Origin of the sequence: Paraliomyxa miuraensis (assembly GCF_026337845.1) — a bacterium.
GTDB lineage: Bacteria > Myxococcota_A > Polyangia > Nannocystales > Nannocystaceae > Paraliomyxa > Paraliomyxa miuraensis.
Genome location: NZ_JAOVZF010000164.1, coordinates 536,106 through 556,075 on the forward strand (window position 1 = coordinate 536,106; position 19,970 = coordinate 556,075).

Sequence of the window (19,970 nt, forward strand, 5' to 3'; positions counted from 1 at the left end):
ACGACCATGCACGTCGCACCGAGTGTCACCGAGGATGACGTGCTGCCCGCTCGTCTGCCCAAGGGCTTCATGGTCGGGGGATGCGTGATCGATGGCTGGCTTCGTGATGGTGGCATGGCCGCCATCCATCGCGCGCATCGACCCAGCGACGGTCGACGCGTGGCCCTCAAGCTGCAGCTGGCGTCCACGGCTCACGATCCGGAGATCCGGACGCGCTTCGATCGCGAAGCCGCGGTGCTGCGGCGGATCGGGGGCAGCGCTCACGTGGTCGAGTTGCTCGACACGGGAGCACTCGCGGATGGCCGTCGCTGGTTGATGTTGGAGTGGATCGACGGCGAGGATCTCGAAGAACTGCTCGACTTCGAGCGCAACCAGGACCGACGCCTGGAGCTCGAGCGTGCATGCCGGATCGCGCGCGACGTGGCCCGGGGTCTGGCGGAGCTGCACGAGCACGGAGTGCTACACCTGGATCTCAAGCCCGCCAATGTGATGGTGGGCAGGGGCGTTGCGGCCGGCGAGGTGATCAAGCTGGTCGACTTTGGCGTTGCGGCCGATCTACACCACCCGCAGGCAGACGAGAGTTCGACCGTGATGCTCGGGACCTCCGGCTACATGCCACCCGAGTACGCGACGGGACAGCCGCCCTGTGCCTCGTTCGATGTGTACTCGCTGGGGGTGCTGATGTTCGAGACGCTCTCGGGGCGCTGTGTGCCGCCGTTCGGGTGGTCGCCCGAGTCCCTGCCGGGGCTGGAGTCGCTGCGGCGAGGCATGCCGCGTGAGCTCGGCGAGCTGGTGCGGTCGTGCATGGAGCCCGACCCCCGGCGACGACCGGCGACTGCGGCGGCGGTGGCCGAGGCGTTGGTCCGGATCATCGCGCGCTCCAGCGCGAACTGGCGAAGGGCAGCGGGGGCTCGAACGACGCCCGTGCGTACGGGAGCAACCCAGGTGGTACGCCAACCGAGCGTCGTGGCGGCCGGTGATGCGACCGAGCACGCGATCGACGAGCGGGGGGAGCAGCCGGTGCGTACGGGCGGAACCGAGGTGTTCTCGCGGCCGGAGCTCGGCTCGAGCGGATCGGAGAGCACGCAGGCGGACGAGCCCGCGCTCGAAGCGTTCGCGGTCGACGACGGTCCACGCCCTCGATGGCGACGCTGGGCCGGAGCGGGTGCGTTGCTGGTCGCAATGGGGCTCGGGGCTCGACTGTGGATGGGGGACGGTGAACCGCCAGGGCGGGGCGTGCGGAGCGGAGAAGATCATGCGGCGCCGAGTCAGTCCGAGCGGAGCACGGCGAGCTCTCCGACCGAGGCCGCGTCTGCGTCCGCGTCGCCCTCGCGAACGGCTCGGACCAGCGAGGTGCACGAAGCGGGCGAGTCCCTCGGGCCGCAGCCGGAGGATGCACGAGAGGCCGAGCACGAGGCCGCAGGAGACGACGCGACCTCCGGGCCCGAGTCTGGCGGTCGAACACCGGTCGCCGGCCATGAACCGACCGCAGGTCGGCGGTCGCGTGACCGACGTCGACCAAACGCGGCGTGCGAGGAGACTCGGGCGCAGGCCGCCCTGGCCCGTCGACGGGGCGAGTGGAAGGAGCTGCTCTTGGTCACCGCTCGACGCAGCTGCTGGTCCACCCGGAAGCAGAAGCTCGAGCGCAAGAAGCTGAGGGTCGCGGCCTACGCGGAGCTGGATGAGTTCACCCTGTGCGTCGACGAGGGCAAGGGGATCCGCGAGCGCTCGATCGTGGCGAGGGTGGAGTTCTGCCGCGGGCAGCTCGGCTCGTAGCCGCCGAGCCGTACGGGAGGCGACGAGTCACTCGGTCATTGGGACGTCGGCGCCGGGATAGTCGAGTGAGCCGTCGGTGCGACGCTGGTCTCCATGGATGTCCGTGGTTGGATCGCCGGGCAACCACTTGGCCACGGCCTGCATCCCACTGGGGGGACTGTCGAGGCTGAAGTCCGTGGCCAAATCGTTGAACCACATCGCATCGAGATCATTCAGCGCCACGTTGCCGCCGCCCGCGACGGGGTTCTCCGTGGCAGTAAACGAAATCGCGCCGGGTTCGATAATGCAAACGACCTCCGCGGCACTGTCGTTCGTTGCGAGAATGCTGTTGCGAACGACGATGTCGACGGGATCGGCGCAGCGAAGAGCGGCCGGATATTCATCGTCATCCTGGGCCCCTCCCACCAGTGTCGAGTATAGAACCGACAGGGACGCACCCTCGACGGATGCGGCATCGACACCGGCGATATCGCCGCCAACGAAGGAGTTCCGCAGCACCAACTCGCCGAGGTTCGTGACTCGAACACCTCCCCCCGAGTTGTAGACGATGCGCCCACGATCGACCCATGCGCGCCCTTGAGCGACCAGCAAGCCTTGCTTTCCACTGTCCATTATGTGCAGCCCATCCATGTAGAGGACGGCACCGGATTCCACACGGACCCCGCGCTCACCCGCTTCTCCCTGGATCACCGGCGACTCGCCTTGAGCCGCCAGCAGCGCGATCGTCTTGTTGTCACCTACGGTGATTTCGCTGTAGTTGCCGTCCCACCCATGTACGATGATGATGCCATATGATCCGTTGGCAAACGAGTTCACGGCAGCGCTCAGAGCACTCACTCCGTCAGTTCCATGGACCTCTTCGATCACGGTGTCAGGCGGAAAGCACGATCCTCCATTCATCAACTGACAAGCGCCACTCTCACATTGCGAGTGCGCCGTGCATGCAACGCAGACATGAGTGTCGTCGTCGCACACGGGCGTCGCTCCTTCGCACGCACTCGAACTCGAGCACTCCACGCACTCCCCGTCGATACAGAAGGGAAGGCCCTGCCCCAGCCCTGCGCAAGCATTCTCCGGAGCTTCGTCGCAGTCGACACAGGCACCATCGACACAAAACGGCGTCGACCCCTGGCACCCCGGGGTACACTCATCGGCCCCCGCCGAGCTCGCCCCCTGCCCGGTCGGCGGCCCCGAGGTCGAGCCCCCGCCGGTCCCATCGCCATCCGATTCCGGGCCCGACGCCACCCCGTCGTCCAATGCCTGCGCCAAGCAGTCAGCGGGCGGTGCTTCGTCGAAGCAGCCGTGATTGTCGGCCTCGCAGGTGTTGCAGAAGCTCCCCCATCCCCGCGACTGGCAGAAGTCGTCTCCCTCGTTGTAGCTACAGTGCTGCTGGTCCTTGTGCCAACAACCCAGCCCGATCACGACGCCGGAGAGCAAACCCAGTGAACATAGCAGCGGATACCTTCGCATCATGAACCTTCCTTCGGCATTGGCGACGCTCGTCAAGCGCTCCATCAGAATTTGCGAACCACCGCCAAGCCGACCAGCCTCCCGCCGAACGTGGGTACGAGCGTCAACCCGCGGCGACGCGCGCGAGCGAGATCCACCCCCAGCAGGGTGGCCCCGGTCGCCAGCGCCACGCTTCCCCCCACCAGGAGCCCAACGCCGGCACCCCGAAGGGACCGTGTCTCGAAGACATCACCGGACTCTCGAAACCGGTCCGGTTGCCGCGCAAGCCCGATCCCTACTCCAAGTGCGCCTGCCCCCATCACGCCCACGCCAATCCCGGTGTAACCGAGCGCCCCCACGCGACACTCACGGCCATCGTTCGAGCAGGTGGTCGGCCGGCTGGATACCGAGTGCTCACGATCCGGCTCGATTCCCGCCGCCGAGCTCGAGCGAGTCGCCGCGGTCCCCTCCGTCCCGTTGGCGCCAACCACCGGCGGAGCCACCTCCGTTCCCGAGTCGCCGCGCAACCGAACCACGGCGGCGGCGATTCGCCCGTCGAGCGCCTCGAGCAGCATGCGATTGTTGCACGCACACCGAAATTCCGATTCTGGTGCTCCCACTGCGGCGCCGTCGCGCACCGCCACCACTCTCACGACATAGTCATAGGTGTTGCCGCCGATCCACACGTAGACCCATTGCTCGTGCCCACCGGCCTGGCCAAGTCGTTCGCCCACGTTGGAGTGTTGGGCGCGGATCCACGCCGGCAGCGCGTCCGCATCCTCGATGGGCTCGTCCTGCTCTCCCGCGACCACGATGCGGAGCGGCCCGGTGAGCTCACGGCCAAGGGCACTCGACGTCTGCTCACCCGCCGATGACTCCGCAGGCGCCCGCGCCAGGGCCGGCGAAACCCAGCTCGAAGTGCCCAGCAGGAGGCCAGCAAGCCATGCGAAACGTCGTCTTCGCCCGTGCCCAGCGGCGATGCTCGCTCCTGGTCCATCCATGGATCCACGAGCCGACGAAATGGTCGACTCCTAGCATCGTCAGGCTACGACGCGGTGACGGAAGTGCTTCGATCGATCGTGAGATCGTCGCGGCCCGACCTCGAGGATACTGGATCCTTCGGGCCTGCCGAGACAGCGCCCGCAGCGATCGAGTCCACGCTCGGCGAACGCAGCGCCCCAACACTCGAGCCAGGCCAGGAGTTCGTCGCCTCCGGGCGGCTCCTCGTCAGCGGCAGGAGCCCAACTCCAGCGCAGCCCCATCGAACGCCGGCTTGGTCTCCACGTACGGGTCGCACCCCTGATCACGCGGCACGTTCTCGCACCCGCCCCCGCCCACGTTGCGCTGTCCTGCCCACACCACCAGGTGGGTCGACGTCATCACCTGCACCCGTTGGTGGCGCCCGTGCAGCGCCTTGGGCAGCTCGTGGCGGGCCCAGGCGAGCGACTCGGGATCGAGCACGAACGCCTCGGCGTCGGTGACCACCGCCACGCGCCCGTGCCCGAACGGCCGATCCTGGATCGCGACCCTGGCCGGCAGGCCCAGCTCGCGCCACGTGCCCTTGCGCAGATCGTAGATCGCCCCACGCTGGGCGTCCCACAGGATCACGCGGTGGCCGGCCACCGTCGCATCGACCCGACCCTCGAGCACGGGCCCACCGTGCAGCGGCGTCCAGCGATCGCTCACGGGATCGTAGAGACCACCGTCGGTCAGCGCGACCAGGCTGCCGTCGGCCGCAGGGCCCCGACCGCCGTAGACGAGCATCTGCGCCCCCGTCCACACGGCCGCCGCATCGACCCGCGGGCCGGGGGCCCCGGTCGAGGCCGCCATGCGCCAGGCGTCCTTGCGACCATCGAACACGGCACCGCCGGGCGGCAGACGCGTGGTCCCGTTCTCGAAGCGGCTGCCACCGAACGCCAGCACGAACGCCCCGCCGCTGGCCCACGCCGAGGCCTGGCGCCCCGCGGCCTCGAACGTGGCGTCGTCGAACGTCACCACGCGCCAGCTCGCGCCCGCGCTCACGAAGCGCTTGTCGGTGGGGACCAGCAAGCCATCGGCCAGGACCTGGTGGGTGCGCCCCGGGTACGGCGTGCGCGGCATCGAAGGGATCGTTCGCGGCGCGGCGGTGGTCACGTCGACCAGCAGCCCCGAGGCGTCGGGCGGTCCGCAGCAGAGCGACGCGTGCGTGGCATCGAGCGCCAGCGGAGCGATGCGCCGCAGCTCCTGCGGCACGTCGTCGTGCTGCTGCCATCGCCGGGCGCACGGGTCGTAGCTGGCGAGGAAGCCATCGGTGGAGTGATGGGCGAGCAGCTCACGACCCACCGCCACCCCACGCGCGGGCTCGCGGCCCACCGGAGTCCGGGGCGGCGCGGCAATCGATCGCCACGAACCACGACCGCGGCTGATCACCGGCGCCGGAACCGGTGTGGCCGTCGGCGGAACCGCGACGCCTGCCCCCGTGCTCGCTCCGGTGGAGCCGGCCCCGTTCGAGATCGCCCCACTCGCGCCCGCTCCACTCGTACCCGACGCTCCCGGGGGCGGCGGAGCGAACGGCGAGCGTGCACCCGCACGGTTGCAGCTCGCGAGCCCCAGCGCACACGCCCCCCACAGCCACCAACCTCGACCGAGCGCCACCCCTCCAGACTACCAGCCACGCCCGGTACCCGCGCCCTCCACGGCCTCTCGGGGCGTCAGGGTCGGCGTCCTCTCACGGCGCGGCCATGGGCGCTCGGCGCCCTCTCACACCAGTCACCTTGCGTGCGCGAAGCCCGGACGACAGACTCGTGGGCTAGATGCTTGGCCTTCCCCTGCTCGCGTTCGATGACAAGGTCCCCAACGAGGAGGCCTTGGCCCTCGGCCCCACCACGGGCTGGCTCATGCTGCTGGGGGCCGTGGCCCTGGTGTCGCTGCTCGTGCTCAACCACGAGCGCTGGCGTCGGTGGTGGCTGCAGGTCGAGGACCCGCGCTCGATCGGGTTGTTCCGCATCGTGTTCGGGTTCTTCGTGATCTGCAACATCAATGGTCTGTGGGAGCACTTCACGATGCTCTTCACCGACGAGGGCATCTTCACCGCCGACGTGGCCCGGCAGGTGCACGCGCGGGCGCAGTTCGATGGCTTCGGCGACGGCCTGACCGAGGACGACCCCTGGGGCTTCTTCGACGTGCACGGGGTGCTCAAGTTCCTCGAGGGGCCCAAGTACTCGCTGCTCTTCTTCTGGGACACGCCCACCTTCTTCTGGTGGCACTGGGCCGCGTTCCAGCTGTGCGGCACGCTGTTCATGATCGGCTTTCGCACCCGCCTGATGGGGGTGCTCACGTTCTTCCTCATGAACAGCATCATGTTCCGCAACCACCTGTTCTGGGAGGGTTCGGACCTGGTCTACCGCGTGTTCCTGGCGTACCTCATCTGCGCCAAGACGGGGCACGCCTACAGCGTGGACAACTGGCTGCGCTGCCGAAAGCTGCGCAAGCAGGGCCTGCTGTCCGAGCCAGGCGGTCCCGGAGGAGGGGCGGGCGTGGCTCCCAGCGAGGAGCATCCCAAGGGCCTGCAGGCGATCTACCGCCTGGTCCCGGCGTGGCCGCGGCGGCTCTTGATGCTGCAGCTGGCCACCATCTACACCGTCACCGGCATCCTCAAGAACGGCAGCGTGTGGGCCAAGGGCGACGCGATCTACTACGCGTGGAACATGGACCACTTCTATCGCTTCTACCCGCAGCAGATCACGGCCGCGACCGGCACGAACCTGCTGCGGCTGGCGACGTGGACCACCCACTGGGGCGAGGCGCTGTTCCCCATGTGCCTGGTGGGCGTGATGTACTTCTGGGCGCGCCGCGAGGGCTTCGCCCCTGCCACCGGCGTTCGCAAGCTGCTCATCCGTCTATGCCTGGCCGCGATCGGCTTCGTGGCCGCGGCCCTGGTATGGGTCACCTGGGAGGTTCACTTCTCCCCCACCGTGCCCAAGGAGGCGTTCGTGGGCGGCATGGTGGCGGCGATGCTGGGCTTCAGTTGGCTGTGGGGCCGCCTGAAGCGTCGGCCGTTCGTGGTGCGCACGCTCTTCCGCCTGCGACCGCTGCGGACCCCGCTGAAGATCGACCGCGACTTCTTCGTGGCCTGGACCGTCGGCCGTCGCCTGTGGATCCCGTGGCACCTGGGCGTGATGGGCGGGATCTTCATCTTGATGAACATCGGGCAATTCCAGACCGGAATGCTGTCCGCCACCATCATCTTCTTCACCGGTGAGGAGCTCGCCCGCTTCGGCCGTGCGGTCGGCCGTCGCCTGCGGTGGCTGCCGTTGGTGCCCAAGAGCGTCAAGGACGGCGAGCCGCCGATCCCGCCCGAGGACCCCTCGCTTCCCCATCGCCACCTGCACCACGACACCGCGCGCTTCCCCACCTGGGCGATGTGGATCGCCGTCGGCGGGGTGCTCACGGGCATCCTGGTCAAGACGTTCTGGGCGCCCGAGTGGTGGGCCCGCATCTGGATCGGCACCGCGGTGTTCGGCGCCGGGGTGGCGTTCCAGACCTGGCGCAGCAAGGGCAAGAACGAGAAGACGCCCGAGGGCACGGCCCCCTTGGGCTACGGACCGCTGGGGCGCTTCCTGGTCTCGGGCCTGCTCGCGTGGCACCTCGGCGCGGTGACCACCTGGCTCACCCCCGACAAGGACTGCCTGCAGTCGTGGCGCAACCCCGCCCGACAGGTCTTCACCAAGTACCTCACGGTCACCCAGACCGATCAGGGCTGGGGCATGTTCGCCCCCAATCCGCCGCGCTCCAACGTGTTCCTCAAGGTGCTCGTCTACGACGCGGAGGGCGAGGTCTGGGACATGCGATCGGACGTCTACGCGCCCGAGCGCAAGCCGATCCCCTGGATCTGGAACGACCGCATTCGCAAGATGAACCGCCGCATCATCGGCGGCGAGTCGGGCAACACCCAGTGGTATCGCAAGTGGTGGGCCCGCTATCACTGTCGCCTGTGGCAGCTCGAGCACGAGGGCGAGATCCCCTCCAAGGTCGAGCTGGTCAAGGTCTGGTACACGATCCCCTCGCCCGAGGAGACGGCCAAGAAGGGCTACTACGTGCCCGAGGACCTGCTCGAGCGCTCCGGCCACGAGAAGGTCGAGCACACCGAGCACTGCCGGCGCACGGTGATGGGCCAGCTCCCCAACGAGGTCCGCGAGCGCCACGGCCTGCCGCCGCTGCCCGAGGGCGTCGACTACCGGCCCTGGCTCAAGCACAAGAAGCGCGCCTGGGACAAGAAGCGCGCCAAGGAGCGTGAAGCCGAAGAGGCCAAGGCCGAGGAGAGCCGGCAGGACGAGTAGCACCGGAGGCAGCCAGCCGAGGGCGCTACTTCTTCTTGCCGAGCGGGACCTCGTGGCGGATCGTCAGCGAGCGGACCAGGAAGCGTGAGAGGTCGACCGTCGTCGGGGGCTTGCCTCCCGCCTCGATCGGGTAGAAGCCCGACCCCCGCACGTGCCAGCCATCGCGGGAGAGCTTGAAGTCGTTGTAGTAGATGAAGCCGCCGTCGTCGTGCCCGGGGCCGGGGTTCTCGATGTCCGAGGGATCGACCGCCACGGATTCGAAGCCGAGCGCCTCGAAGAAGCGAGGCAGCGGCACCCTCGCGTCGCCCTCGATGTAGGCGTCGATGTAGAGCGCCCGAGCCCGCCCCTCCTTGCGCAGGAATTCGCCCGCGTGCGGCCCCTCGGTGAGGTCGACGTCGAAGAAGCGGACGTTGTACGAGCCCAGCCCGAGCCGCAGGATGCCCAGGTCGTAGTTGCTGGCGTGCTCGCGCTCGAGGTTCGCGAGCATCTGCGGCACGTCCTTGCCGTCGCGGATGGTCGCGAGGAAGCCGAGCAGCATCGTCTCGACCTGGTCGACCTGTGCCGGGTCGTTGTAGAACCCTCGATCGACGGTGAGCTGGAAGACCCACCGCTCGTCCCGCTGGTTGATGGTCCGATCGTAGGTGAGCAGCGAGACGAAGCCGTCGTGCAGCGGCGCGACGGACCACTGCTCGGCGATGTAGGCGTAGTTGCCCTGGAACACGTCCTTGCTCGGGGGCAGCGGAGGCTCGCTGTTGGCGTAGCGATCCGAGATCGAGATGAGGTCGATCATGGGATCGTCGGCCGCGAACGGCGGGCGGTCGCGGAACCTCCGCTCGTCGTCGTAGCGCGCGTAGTACTTCGATCGCAGCTCGAACAGCAGCGGCATGTCCGGGTCTTGGCCGAAGTGGAACAGCGGTGTTCCGCCGTTGTTGGCTCCCGTGCCGCCCTGGTCGTGCACGAAGGTCGGATCGTGGGACTCGGGGTTGAAGTATCGCCGCATCGGCCGTCCGAGCGCGGCCTCGAGCTCGCTGAGCGGGAGGGGAAACTTCGGCAGCTTCTTGAGCTCGGCCATCAGCGCCTCGGCCTCGGCACGATCCATGCGCATGTCGTCGCGGCTGGGCGTCGTCCTTGCCGCGGGATCCTCGGACAATGGGATCAGCGTGGGCTTGGGCGGCGTCTCGGGCTGTTGTGGGGTCTGGGGCGCCGGCGGGGCCTCGGGCGCCATCGGTGGGGTGGAGTCCGGCCGCGTCGGGCCGGATGCCTCCCCCGAGCTACCGCATCCGGGCATCACCAGGAGCCACGCGAAGACGACCACCGATCCGTACGCTCGCACGCCCGCATCATGCCATCGCAACGGGAGCCCGCCCAGACGCTCGACGGCATCCGGGCGGGCCCAGGGCCCGGTCGTAACCGGTCGTGACCGGTCCGGTCGGGTGGGGCCAGACGCTAGTGGCCCTCGTACTCCGCGATCGCGTCGAGGATGCGCTTGGCGGCCTTCTGGGCCGACTTGGGCGTGGGGTGCAGTCCGTCGGGCAGGGTCTCCAACCCCTTCCAGACGTCGACCAGGATCGCGCCGGGCAGCTCGTCGGCGATGCGGGTCTCGTAGGCGGTGGAGATCGCGTTCCACTGCGGCTCGCTCACCCACCAGGTCAAGCCCGTGGCCACGCCCTGCGTCGCCAAGTCGACGTCGTCGTAGTCGGGGTAGCGCGGGAAGATCGGCACGAGTCCCAGGTCCATCGCGTCCTCGCCCACCGAGATCACCCGGTCGACGAAGGCCTCGACCTCGGCCGGAGAGCAGGGCGCCGAGGCCAGCTGCGGCACGCCAGCCGCCCCCGAGTGGAGGCAGTCGTTGGCCATGCTGATGTAGACGTAGCTGGCGTTGTAGCCCAGCACCTGCGTGGGATTGACGGGGCTGGGGATCGCGACCCGAGCCGCAGCCTTGTGCAGCTGGGTGGCGTAGCCCTGCCAACCCACGCCCAGGCAGACGTGGTCGAGGCACCACGGGCGATCGAAGGTGGTGGCGCCGGCCTGGGCCTCGTTGATCACGAAGCTACCCTTGCGCACGAGGGCATCGCCCTCGCTCAGGTAGCTGCCGGAGAAGACCGACAGCCCACCGAACGGTGCCTGCAGGTCGTCGTCGAAGGGGAGCTTGCCGTTGGCGTAGGAAGCCCCGATCACGAGGATCGGCTGGTCGGTGACGGAAGGGAGGGGGGAAGCGGTGACAGTGGAGGCGGAGGGGGCGGAGACGAGGCACATCAGTGCCATCACGCCGAGGGCGCGGCGCGTGGAGAGGGTCATAGAGGGCGATCCTTGCTGGTGAAAGCGAGAGGGACGGACCACGCGAGCCGAATTGCCTCGTGCTCCGACCTCGGGGAGTTGGTCGAATTCGCGCAGGGATGACGGCCAGACGAAGGAGAGAAGCCGAACCCGTCCTTGGGTGGAGCCTCTCCCTTGGTGTCGTCGCATCAGGGGATGCGAGCGACCTGTAGGGTCATGGAAACTTGTCGCCCGAACGACGTCGGCGCAAGGAAGAATCTTCCCGAATGCACATCGAAGTGATCGATGTCCTGGCGGTCCTGAAACGACGTGCGTGGATCGTGGGTGCGTACGCAACGATCGCGGCTCGTACGGGCACGGTGGCCGCCGCTGCGCAGGACCCACGCCCGTCGGTCGCGATGATCCGAGGACCGGCGCGCGTTCGAGCGGCTCACCATCGCGCGCACCATCAGGCGTCGCCGAAGCAGATGCCCACGTCGCGGGCCGCCTGGACCAGCTGACCGCCGGGATCGACCAGGCGCTCGTTGGCGCAGGCCTCGGCAATGGGCACCGTCACGATCTCGGGGGTCCGCAGCGCGACCATGCAGCCGAACTTGCCCCCCTCCACCGCGTCGACGGCCGCGGTTCCGAACCGGGTGCCGAGGATCCGATCGAACTGCGTCGGCGAGCCGCCGCGCTGGATGTGACCGAGTACGGTCACGCGCACCTCGAGCTCGAGCCTGGGCTGTAGCTGCGCGCCGAGCCGATAGCCGGCACCGAACAGCTTGGGCATGGCCCCGAGCTGACGCTCGCCCTCGAACGACTGCTCGCCGTCGGCCGGGCGCGCTCCCTCGGCGATCACCACCAACGAGAACGGCTGCCCTTGCTCGCGGCGCCCGCGGATCTTGGCGATGACGGGCTCGAGGCGATAGGGGATCTCGGGGATGATGCACACGTGCGCGCCGCCGGCCATGGCGGAGCACAGGGCGATCCAGCCCGCGTTGCGGCCCATGACCTCGAGCACCATCACGCGGTCGTGGCTGATCGCGGTGTCGCGCAGGCGATCGATCGCGTCGGTGGCCGTCTGCACCGCGGTGTTGAAGCCGAAGGTGTAGTCGGTGGCCCCGAGGTCTTGATCGATGGTCTTGGGCACGCCCACGATGCTCAGGCCCAGCTCGCCCAGGCGCTGGGCGATGCGCATGGAGCCGTCGCCCCCCACGCTGATCAGCGCATCGAGGCCGAGCGCCCGGTAGTTCTCCACGGCACGCGCGGAGAGATCGGTCTCCTTGCCGTCGACCACGTAGCGAAAGGGATCCGAGCGGTTGGAGGTGCCCAGGATCGTGCCCCCGCGGGTGAGGATGTCGTCGACCATCGCGGGCGTGAGCAGGCGGTTGCCTCTGGGCGCCCGGTAGGAGAGATCCATCAGGCCCTCGGTGGCGTCCTCGATGCCCATCACCTCCCAACCCTTGGCGTGAGCCTTGAGCACCACGGCTCGGATGACGGCATTGAGGCCCGGGCAGTCGCCGCCGCCCGTCATGATTCCGATGCGCTTGATGCTCACGAGACCTTCTTAGACCGTCGAGGGCCAGCCGTCGAGGGTGCGCCCGGGCCGGGTCCGAAGCCCGGTGGCGTGGTGGTGTGATGCGTCGACGTCAGGCCCTGGGCGGGCCCACTCCCACCGCGTCGGCCTTTTCATGTAGCGTGCGCCTCGTGGTCACGACCGCAGGGGTCATCGCTGCCGGAGACGAGCGCACGGCCGAGGCCGGCGCTCAGATGCTGCGCGAGGGGGGCAATGCCGTCGACGCGATCTGTGCCGCAGCGCTGACCGCCTTCGTGGCCGAGGCGCCGCTGTGCGGGCCCGGGGGAGCGGGCGTGCTGCTGGCGGGTACGGCCGAGCGCATGCACGTTCTCGACGCGTTCGCCGAGGTGCCCGGCCGCGGCCTCGGCCGCGAGCGCAGCGTGCCGCTTCACTTCCACGAGGTGACCGTCGACTTCGGTGGGGCCGAGCAGGTGTTCCACGTGGGCCGCGGTGCGGTGGCGGTGCCGGGGATCCTGCTGGGTCTTTGGCAGGCGCACGAGCGCCTCGGGCGGCTGCCACGAGAGGTCATGGTGGCGCCGGCCGTCGCCGCGGGCCGCGAGGGCTGCCAGCCCAGCGAGAAGATGCTGGGCATCATCGAGATCATCCGGCCGATCATCACGCTCACCCCCGCCACCGCGGCGCTGTTCTTCGACGAGCACGGGGCCGCGCGGCTGGCCAACCCGCGCCTGGCAGACTTCCTCGAGGCGCTCGCCCGCGAGGGCGAGCCGCTCTGGCGCGCTTCGCTGGGCAAGGCGCTGGTGGAGGCATGCGGGCCACAGCGGGGCGGATTGCTGACCGCCGCCGACGTGGCTGCCTACGCGCCCGTGTGGCGCGAGCCGCTGCGCTCGCCATGGGGCGACGACGTGGTGCTCACCAATCCGCCGCCCTCCTCGGGGGGCTCGCTGGTCACCCTGGGGCTGCGGCTGGCGTCGGGGCCCGCGTCGGGCTTGGCGCTGCACGAGCTGCCATGGTTGGGCCCCCGCTATGCCACCGAGGTGGCGGCGCTGCTGTCTGCGATCGACCGCGCCAAGGCCCACACGCGCGGTGATCCGCTCGACGATGCTGCAATCGAGATTGCCCGACGCACCCATGAGCGCCGGCGCCCGCTGGGCAGCACCACCCACCTCAGCGTGCTCGATGGCGAGGGCATGGTGGCCGCGCTCACCATGACCACCGGTGAGGGCTGCGGCGTGACGCTCGAGGAATTCGGGATCCACCTCAACAACCTCCTGGGCGAGGAAGACATCAACCCCAGGGGCTTCCACACCCAGCCAGCCGGCACCTGGATGACCACCATGATGGCGCCCACGGCGGTGCTGCATCGGGGACGGCCCTCGCTGGTGCTGGGCACCGGGGGCTCCAATCGGATCCGCAGCGCGCTCTTGCAGACCCTGCTGCACGTGCTGGCCCACGGTCGTTCACTCGAGGAGGCCGTGATCGCCCCGCGCATGCACGTGGAAGGCGATCGCCTGTGGCTCGAGCGACAGGGCCTGCCCGAGGGCACCGAGGATGCACTGCGAGGCCAGTGGGCCGAGGTGACGGCCCTCGATCGTCTCAACATCTTCTTCGGAGGCGTGCACGCGGTGGGGTTCGACGGGGCGCTGCACGGGGCCGGCGATCCGCGGCGCGGTGGGGTGGTGCGACGGGTGGGGTGAACCCGAGCGGTCAACCTCCGCTGCGCCCGCGCCCGCGGTGCTCGGCCAGCCACGCGTCGATCTGCTCGATCAGCTCGGCATGATCGCCCGGCAGCCTCAGCAGCGCATCGCGGGCCGCCGTGATCGCGGCCCGGGCCTCGTTGCGATCGTCGCCCAGCGCCCACCGGGCCTTCGCCACCGAGAAGCGGACCTGCTGCAGCGACGCCGCCCAGTCGTCCGTGCCCTTGGGCGCCGCATCTGCGTCCGCGAAGATCTCGGCCGCCTGCTCGAGCGGCTCGAGCGCCTCCTGCGGCCTCCCCCCCTCGAGCAGCGCTTCCCCGAGCTGGACCAGTGACGCCGCGGACTCGGGATGCTTGGGACCCAGCACCTCGCGACGGGTATCGAGCGCCTCCCGGTGCAGCGACACCGCCTCGTCGTGGCGGCCCTGGGCCGTGCGCACGAGCCCGAGGTTGGCCTGGAGCGTGGCCGTCAGCGGGTGCCTCGGGCCCGTGGTGACCTTGGTCAGCGAGAGCCCCCGCAGGCCGTGTTCCTCGGCACTGGCCAGGTCGTCGCGATCGAAGGCCAGCGAGCCCATGTTCGCCTCGACGATCGCCAACACGAACTCGTGTCCCCCGATCTTCTCGAGGATCTCCAGCGCCTTCTCGTAGTGCTCGCGCGCGCGCTCGCGCTGGTCCAGCGCGCGATACACGTTGCCCATGTTGATGTGCGTGCCCGCCACGTTGGTATGCAGAGGGCCCTGGGACTTCTCGAGGATCGGGAGCGCCTTCTGATAGCTCTCGAGCGCGCGCTCCGATTGCCCCATCTCCTCGTAGGTATTGCCCAGGTTGACCAGTGCGCTGCCCACCATCGGGTGCTGCGACCCGTAGGCGCTCTCGTAGATCGCCTTGGCGCGGTTCAGCTGGGCCAGCGCGTCCTCGGAGTGCGCCATCATCTGGTTCAGCGTGGCCAGGTTGATGAGCGACGAGGCCACGTCGGGGTGCTCGGGACCCAGCGCGCCCTCGCGGATGCCCAGGGCTCGCTCGTGGAGCGCCTGCGCCTGGTCGAAGCGTCCCTTGGCATCATGGGCCAGCGCGAGGTTGTTCAGCACGGTGGCCACCGTTGGATGCTCGGGGCCGAGCAGCTGCTCGCGCAGGGCCAGGGCACGCTCGAGCTGGGCGATCGCGCCTTCGTAGTCGCCGCGATCGCTGGCCAGCAAGCCCACGTTGTTGAGATAGCCGGGCTCGAGCGCAGGGTCGTGCACGCGCTCCAGCGCCGCGTGAGCGAACCGTGCCCACTGCTCACCCTCGTCGGCGAGGCCCATCTTCGCGCTCACCACGTGGATCAGCACGATCGCCGCGCTCGCTTGCAGCGCGTCGAGGCCCTCGCGCTGGGCGATGAAGTAGGCCTGCTCGAGCTGCGCCTTGCTCTGCGGGTAGTGGCCCAGGTTCTCCTCGACCGCGCCCAGCCGGTGGTGCGCGAGTGCTTCCAGCGGGGCGTATCCGAGCGCCCCGGCGCGCTGCACCGCGAGCCGAGCGTCCGCCTCGACCTCCTTGGACTTGCCGGCATCGATCAATGCCTTGATCCGCGCGAGCTCTTCCTCGAGCGCCTCCACGGCGGCGGCCTGGGTGGGATCGGTGGGCGGCTGCGCCTGGGCTCGCACGTACTCCGGATCGGCACAGGGCTCGATGGTCGGCAGCGCCCCCACGGCCGCCACCGCCCGCTCCACCGTCTTGGCGTCGGCCGCCCGCAGCGTCTCGACCAGCGCTCGCAGGCTGCGGCGGCGATCCTCGAGACAGCGCATGCGCGCATCCATCAGCGCCTCGGGCTGCTCGTTGCGCACGTGGGTGGCCTCGCAGGCATCCTCGTGCGCCGCTTGCCAGCGGGCTGCATACGCGTCGAGCTGGGGTGCCATCCGGGCCCAGGTGTCGGGGGCGTAGCTCACCTTGCTGGCCAGCACCGCCTGCTCCACCTCGGCCGCCGTCTCGAGGTTCCAGATCCCCACGAGCTTGTCGTCCGCCCCGCTGCACAGCGATTGCGTCCCGTGCAGCGCGGCGAACGTGGCACCCAGGAGCAGCACCCCGCCGAGCGCGAGCGCCCCCGAGCGACGGTAGCGACGCCATCGCGCCCCCTGGGACAGGGCCCGCAGCAGCTGGTGCATCGATGCGTAGCGATCGACCGGGCGCGGCGCCAGCCCGCGCAGCACCACCGCGTGCAGCCACCGCGGCACGTCGCGGTCGGGGTTGGTCCTGGGCGTCGCGGTCGTCTTGGCGTGGTACCAGTCGGCGATCTTCGCGGCCTCGAACGGCCGACGCCCGTGGAGCGCCTCCCACAGCGCCACGCAAAAGCCGTACTGATCGCAGCGGGGATCGGCCGTGTGCCCCAGGTGCTGCTCGGGCGCCATGTAGGCCGGGGTCCCCACCACCGTGCCCATCTGCGTCAGATCGTCGGCGAGCGACGAGAGCACGTCCTGGCTGTCGGTGCCGCGCAGGCCGTAGGCGCTGGCGACCCCGCGCACCGACATCGCGCTGTGGCTGTCGTCCGAGCCCCGCGACCACGAGTCCCCCGACGAGCGCACCCCTTGGGCGCCGTCGATCGCTTCGCCCGTGCCGCGGGCCAGGCCGAAGTCCATCACGCGAACGCGGCCATCATCGCCCAGCAGCACGTTGCCGGGCTTGAAGTCGCGGTGCACCAGCCCCGCGTCGTGCGCCGCCGCCAGGCCCTCGCCCGCCGCGATGAACACCTCGAGCACCTCCTCCCACGCGCGCGGGCCCACGTCGAGCCACTCGCGCACGCTCTGGCCCCGCACCAGCTCCATCGCCATGAACACGCGGCGACCGTCGTCGGCCACGTCGTAGATCGGCAGCACGTTGGGATGGCACAGCTGCGCCATCGCCTGGGCCTCCCGCCGCAGTCGGGCGCGTGCGTCGGCGGTCACCCTTCGCAGCTGCTTGAGCGCGACCTCGCGATCGAGCTCGGGGTCGTAGGCCCGAAACACGCGGCCCATGCCGCCCACACCGAGCTCGGCCAGGATCATGTAGCGACCGAGGAACCGCGGAGCCTCCTCCTCGGGCTCGTCCCCCTCCCGGCCGGGGCCCGTGTGCAGCGGGCCTTGCACCACGGTGACGTCGTCGTCGACCGTGAGCAGGCTTGGCGTGGATGGGGGCACGGCTTCATCGTAGGAGAAACGCCGTAGGCCGAATACGGGAAATTCCGCGACTGACGGGATCTTCGGGATGACGGAGCGCATCGGGCCGGCGCGGAAACGCGCGGGGCTCACCTTGGGGTCCGTGAGCCTCGGGCGTGAACCATGGCCCGGGGTTTGGCATCGGTAGGAGCGCATGTCGGGCGTGATGCGGGGAATGATGGGGTTGGCCGTGGCCGGGTCCTTGGTGGCCTGCGTGGTCGATGGCGGGCGCGGCGAGGGCACGGGTCCCACGGTGATCGATGTCACCGACGACGAAGACTCGGGCTCCGAGGGAAGCGACGAGACGGGCACCGAGACCACCGATGCGATGGGCGACGCCACCGAGTCCGATCCCGACACCAGCACGGGGGACCCGACCGACAGCGGCGAGACGGGAGGCGAGGCGCTCGAGTGTCCCACGCTCGGTGCGTGGAGCGGCTCGGCCGAGTTCGCCACGGGTGACGATCACTCGCACCCGCTGCCCTCGTTCGCGGTGGGCGACTGGTACTACGTGCACACCATCGTCGGAGGCAATCGCGTGCTGCTCTCCGCCACCCCGGGTCCCGATGGTGCGCTCGGCCCATGGCAAGAGGCCTCGGGCGACCACGGCGGCGGACCGCACGGCTTCACCGCGATCGCGGTCGGCGACACCGCCTTCCACTTCCGCAACGGCCACATCGCCGAGTACCCGCTCGATGGTCAGGGTCACATGCTCGGCGACGTGGTCCTGTACGAGGACGATCCCAACGCGGCCTTCGGCGGCGAGAAATTCGTGTGGGACTCGGCGGTGCACGTGGCGTTCGAAGGCGGTCCGCGGTGGGTGCTGCACCTGGGCGGCTTCAGCTTCACCCCCTACGACTATCGCCGGGCCATCCGCCGCAGCGCCGTGCCGCTCGGTCCCGTGTTCTCCGAGGTCGGCGTCGATCATCCCGCCGCTCGCCCGGGCAAGGCCGCCGTCCACGTGCCGCCCGGTGCGAGCGAGGCCGTGCTCTTCACCGGCGAGGCGGGCGGCAGCGGCCTGTGGCGTGCCTTCGTGGGCATGGACGGATCGCTGTCGAGCTTCGAGTCGTTGCCCGAGCTCCCCGCGGGCACGGGCAACGAGCGCGGCGATCTGTTCGTGGCGGGTCGGGCCCTGTTCGCCGTGCGCGGGTCCGCGGTGTTTCGCGCGATCGTGGCGGGCGACGGCTCGCTCGGCGCGTGGGAGGCCATGCCATCGCTGCCCGAGGATCAGATCGACGTCCACTGGGGCGATGGCCACGGCGAGGGCGCGGCCTGGGGACGGATCGGCGACGCGATCTACCTGACCGGTCCGCGCACGGTGTTCCACTCGGTGCTGCAGCCCGGCGGTTGCTAGCCCGAGGCCCGAGAATCGTCTCCCGCTCGCGCGGCGCGACGTGTACGATGGGCGGCGATGCGGGCTCGTTCGATGATGGTGGGGATGTCGCTGCTGCTCGGCTGCGGTGGCGCGGGCAACGAAGACGCCGGAGGCGAGGGCGAGGTGTTCGGTACCGGCGATCCGGTGACCTCCACCTCCAATGGCTCGGCCGACGGCACCACCGGCCCCGGCACCAGCGCGGCCACGTCGACCTCCGCGGGCCCCGATGGCACCACCACCCCGCTCGACGACACCAGCAGCCCGCCGATCTTCGACGTGGCGGTGGAGACCACCGGCGTCATTCCTGGTGACTGCTGCGGTCCGGCCGACTTCAGCTACATCTGGATCGCCAACAGCACGCAGAGCACCGTCAGCAAGATCAACACCCGTACCATGATCGAGGAGGGGCGCTATGCCACTCGCGACACCCCGGGCAATCCCTCGCGCACCTCGGTGAGCGTGGATGGTCGTGCGGTCGCGGTGGCCAACCGCTACGGCGGCATCGTCAAGATCTGGGCCCGCCCCGGGGACTGCTCGGGCCTCGACACCTCCACCGGAGCCGGCGACATCAAGCCCTGGGGCACCGACGACTGCGTGGCCTGGTACACGCCCTTTCCCCAGGCGGCCAGCCAGCGCCCCGTGGCGTGGACCACCGGCACCCTGAACCAGGCCACCTGCGAGTGGGAGGGCCAGAAGATCTGGACCGGCGAGGGTCGTGGCGGCACCTCGCCCGGCATGTGCAGCGACTCCGTGGTCTACGTGCACCGCCTCGACGGCGACACCGGCACGATCGAGGACACGATCCAGATCCCGCTTGGCTGCACCACCTTCGGGTGGTACGGCGGGGTCGTCGACGCCAACAACGACCTGTGGCTCACGCGCCTGTTCGAGGGCAGCCCCGGGGCCGTGCGCGTGGACTACGACACCCTCACCTACGAGACGGTCGGTCCGTTCTACGGCTACGGCATCACCGTCGATCACAACGGACGCATCTGGGGCGGCACCGGGGTTCCGGGGCGCTGGGATCCGGCCACCGCCACCTGGACCACCATCATGGGCTCGATCCAGAACGTGGGCGTGGGCCTGGCCGAGGACCAGCAAGCTCGCATGTGGGTGGGGATCAACGGCGGCATCCAGGCCGTCGACGTGGACACCATGGCGCTGCTCGACACCGTGATGTTCGCGGGCGAGACCATCCAGTCCAAGGGCATCAGCGTCGACGTCGACGGCTTCATCTGGGCCGTGCCCGACTCGCAGACGCGCGCCTACAAGGTCGATCCCAACGACCTGAGCTACCAGCAGTTCAACGGGTTGGTCGGCGCCTACACCTACTCGGACATGACCGGCGGCGCGCTCAACAGCGTGGCCTGCAATCCGCCCGCGGGCTGACGGTCGGGAC

Annotated in this window: 12 protein-coding genes; 5 read left to right on the plus strand and 7 right to left on the minus strand. The window is 69.7% G+C overall.

The genetic code is table 11. The annotated features are described in order from the left end of the window. Positions 1-6: 6 nt before the first annotated feature. Entirely contained in the window at positions 7-1,776 is a 1,770-nt protein-coding gene (locus OEB96_RS45320) for a serine/threonine protein kinase (RefSeq protein WP_266223241.1), read from the plus strand. Positions 1,777-1,803: 27 nt separating this feature from the next. Here OEB96_RS45320 and OEB96_RS45325 read toward each other — a convergent pair whose 3' ends face one another. The 3 genes from OEB96_RS45325 to OEB96_RS45335 all read right to left on the minus strand — a co-directional run bounded on the left by OEB96_RS45325 (position 1,804) and on the right by OEB96_RS45335 (position 5,553). Continuing rightward, complete coding sequence (locus tag OEB96_RS45325; protein ID WP_266223242.1) at positions 1,804-2,592, minus strand: hypothetical protein; 789 nt, start codon at positions 2,590-2,592, stop codon at positions 1,804-1,806. A gap of 698 nt (positions 2,593-3,290) precedes the next feature. Then, positions 3,291-4,037, minus strand: a complete 747-nt coding sequence (locus OEB96_RS45330) for a hypothetical protein (protein WP_266223243.1) — start codon at positions 4,035-4,037, stop codon at positions 3,291-3,293. A gap of 415 nt (positions 4,038-4,452) precedes the next feature. Next, complete coding sequence (locus OEB96_RS45335; protein ID WP_266223244.1) at positions 4,453-5,553, minus strand: Kelch repeat-containing protein; 1,101 nt, start codon at positions 5,551-5,553, stop codon at positions 4,453-4,455. A gap of 464 nt (positions 5,554-6,017) precedes the next feature. On the opposite strand from OEB96_RS45335, the gene OEB96_RS45340 reads away from it, so the two are divergent. Further along, positions 6,018-8,543: a hypothetical protein gene (locus tag OEB96_RS45340; protein ID WP_266223245.1), complete on the plus strand. Its 2,526-nt coding sequence runs from the start codon at positions 6,018-6,020 to the stop codon at positions 8,541-8,543. Between the two features lie 25 nt (positions 8,544-8,568). Here OEB96_RS45340 and OEB96_RS45345 read toward each other — a convergent pair whose 3' ends face one another. From OEB96_RS45345 to OEB96_RS45355, 3 genes are all read right to left on the minus strand, one after another. Beyond that, positions 8,569-9,876, minus strand: coding sequence for a hypothetical protein (locus OEB96_RS45345; RefSeq protein ID WP_266223246.1), 1,308 nt, complete (start codon positions 9,874-9,876; stop codon positions 8,569-8,571). A 113-nt stretch (positions 9,877-9,989) separates the two neighbouring features. Beyond that, positions 9,990-10,841: a hypothetical protein gene (locus tag OEB96_RS45350; protein ID WP_266223247.1), complete on the minus strand. Its 852-nt coding sequence runs from the start codon at positions 10,839-10,841 to the stop codon at positions 9,990-9,992. Between the two features lie 427 nt (positions 10,842-11,268). Then, the gene (locus OEB96_RS45355; protein ID WP_266223248.1) at positions 11,269-12,360 is read right to left on the minus strand and encodes a 6-phosphofructokinase; all 1,092 of its coding nucleotides are present in this window, start codon (positions 12,358-12,360) and stop codon (positions 11,269-11,271) included. Positions 12,361-12,509: 149 nt separating this feature from the next. Between OEB96_RS45355 and OEB96_RS45360 the strand changes: the two genes are divergently transcribed. Beyond that, a complete protein-coding gene (locus OEB96_RS45360; RefSeq protein WP_266223249.1) occupies positions 12,510-14,033 on the plus strand; it encodes a gamma-glutamyltransferase in 1,524 nt (507 codons plus the stop codon). A 10-nt stretch (positions 14,034-14,043) separates the two neighbouring features. On the opposite strand, the gene OEB96_RS45365 is transcribed toward OEB96_RS45360, so the two are convergent. Beyond that, positions 14,044-17,178, minus strand: a complete 3,135-nt coding sequence (locus OEB96_RS45365; RefSeq protein ID WP_266223250.1) for a serine/threonine-protein kinase — start codon at positions 17,176-17,178, stop codon at positions 14,044-14,046. 208 nt (positions 17,179-17,386) lie between these two features. On the opposite strand from OEB96_RS45365, the gene OEB96_RS45370 reads away from it, so the two are divergent. Then, positions 17,387-18,550 carry a hypothetical protein gene (locus tag OEB96_RS45370; RefSeq protein WP_266223251.1) on the plus strand — a complete coding sequence of 388 codons (1,164 nt, stop codon included), beginning with the start codon at positions 17,387-17,389 and terminating at the stop codon, positions 18,548-18,550. Positions 18,551-18,607: 57 nt separating this feature from the next. Continuing rightward, positions 18,608-19,960 (plus strand): NHL repeat-containing protein, encoded by a 1,353-nt coding sequence (locus OEB96_RS45375; RefSeq protein ID WP_266223252.1) that lies wholly within the window; start codon positions 18,608-18,610, stop codon positions 19,958-19,960. Positions 19,961-19,970 lie beyond the last annotated feature (10 nt).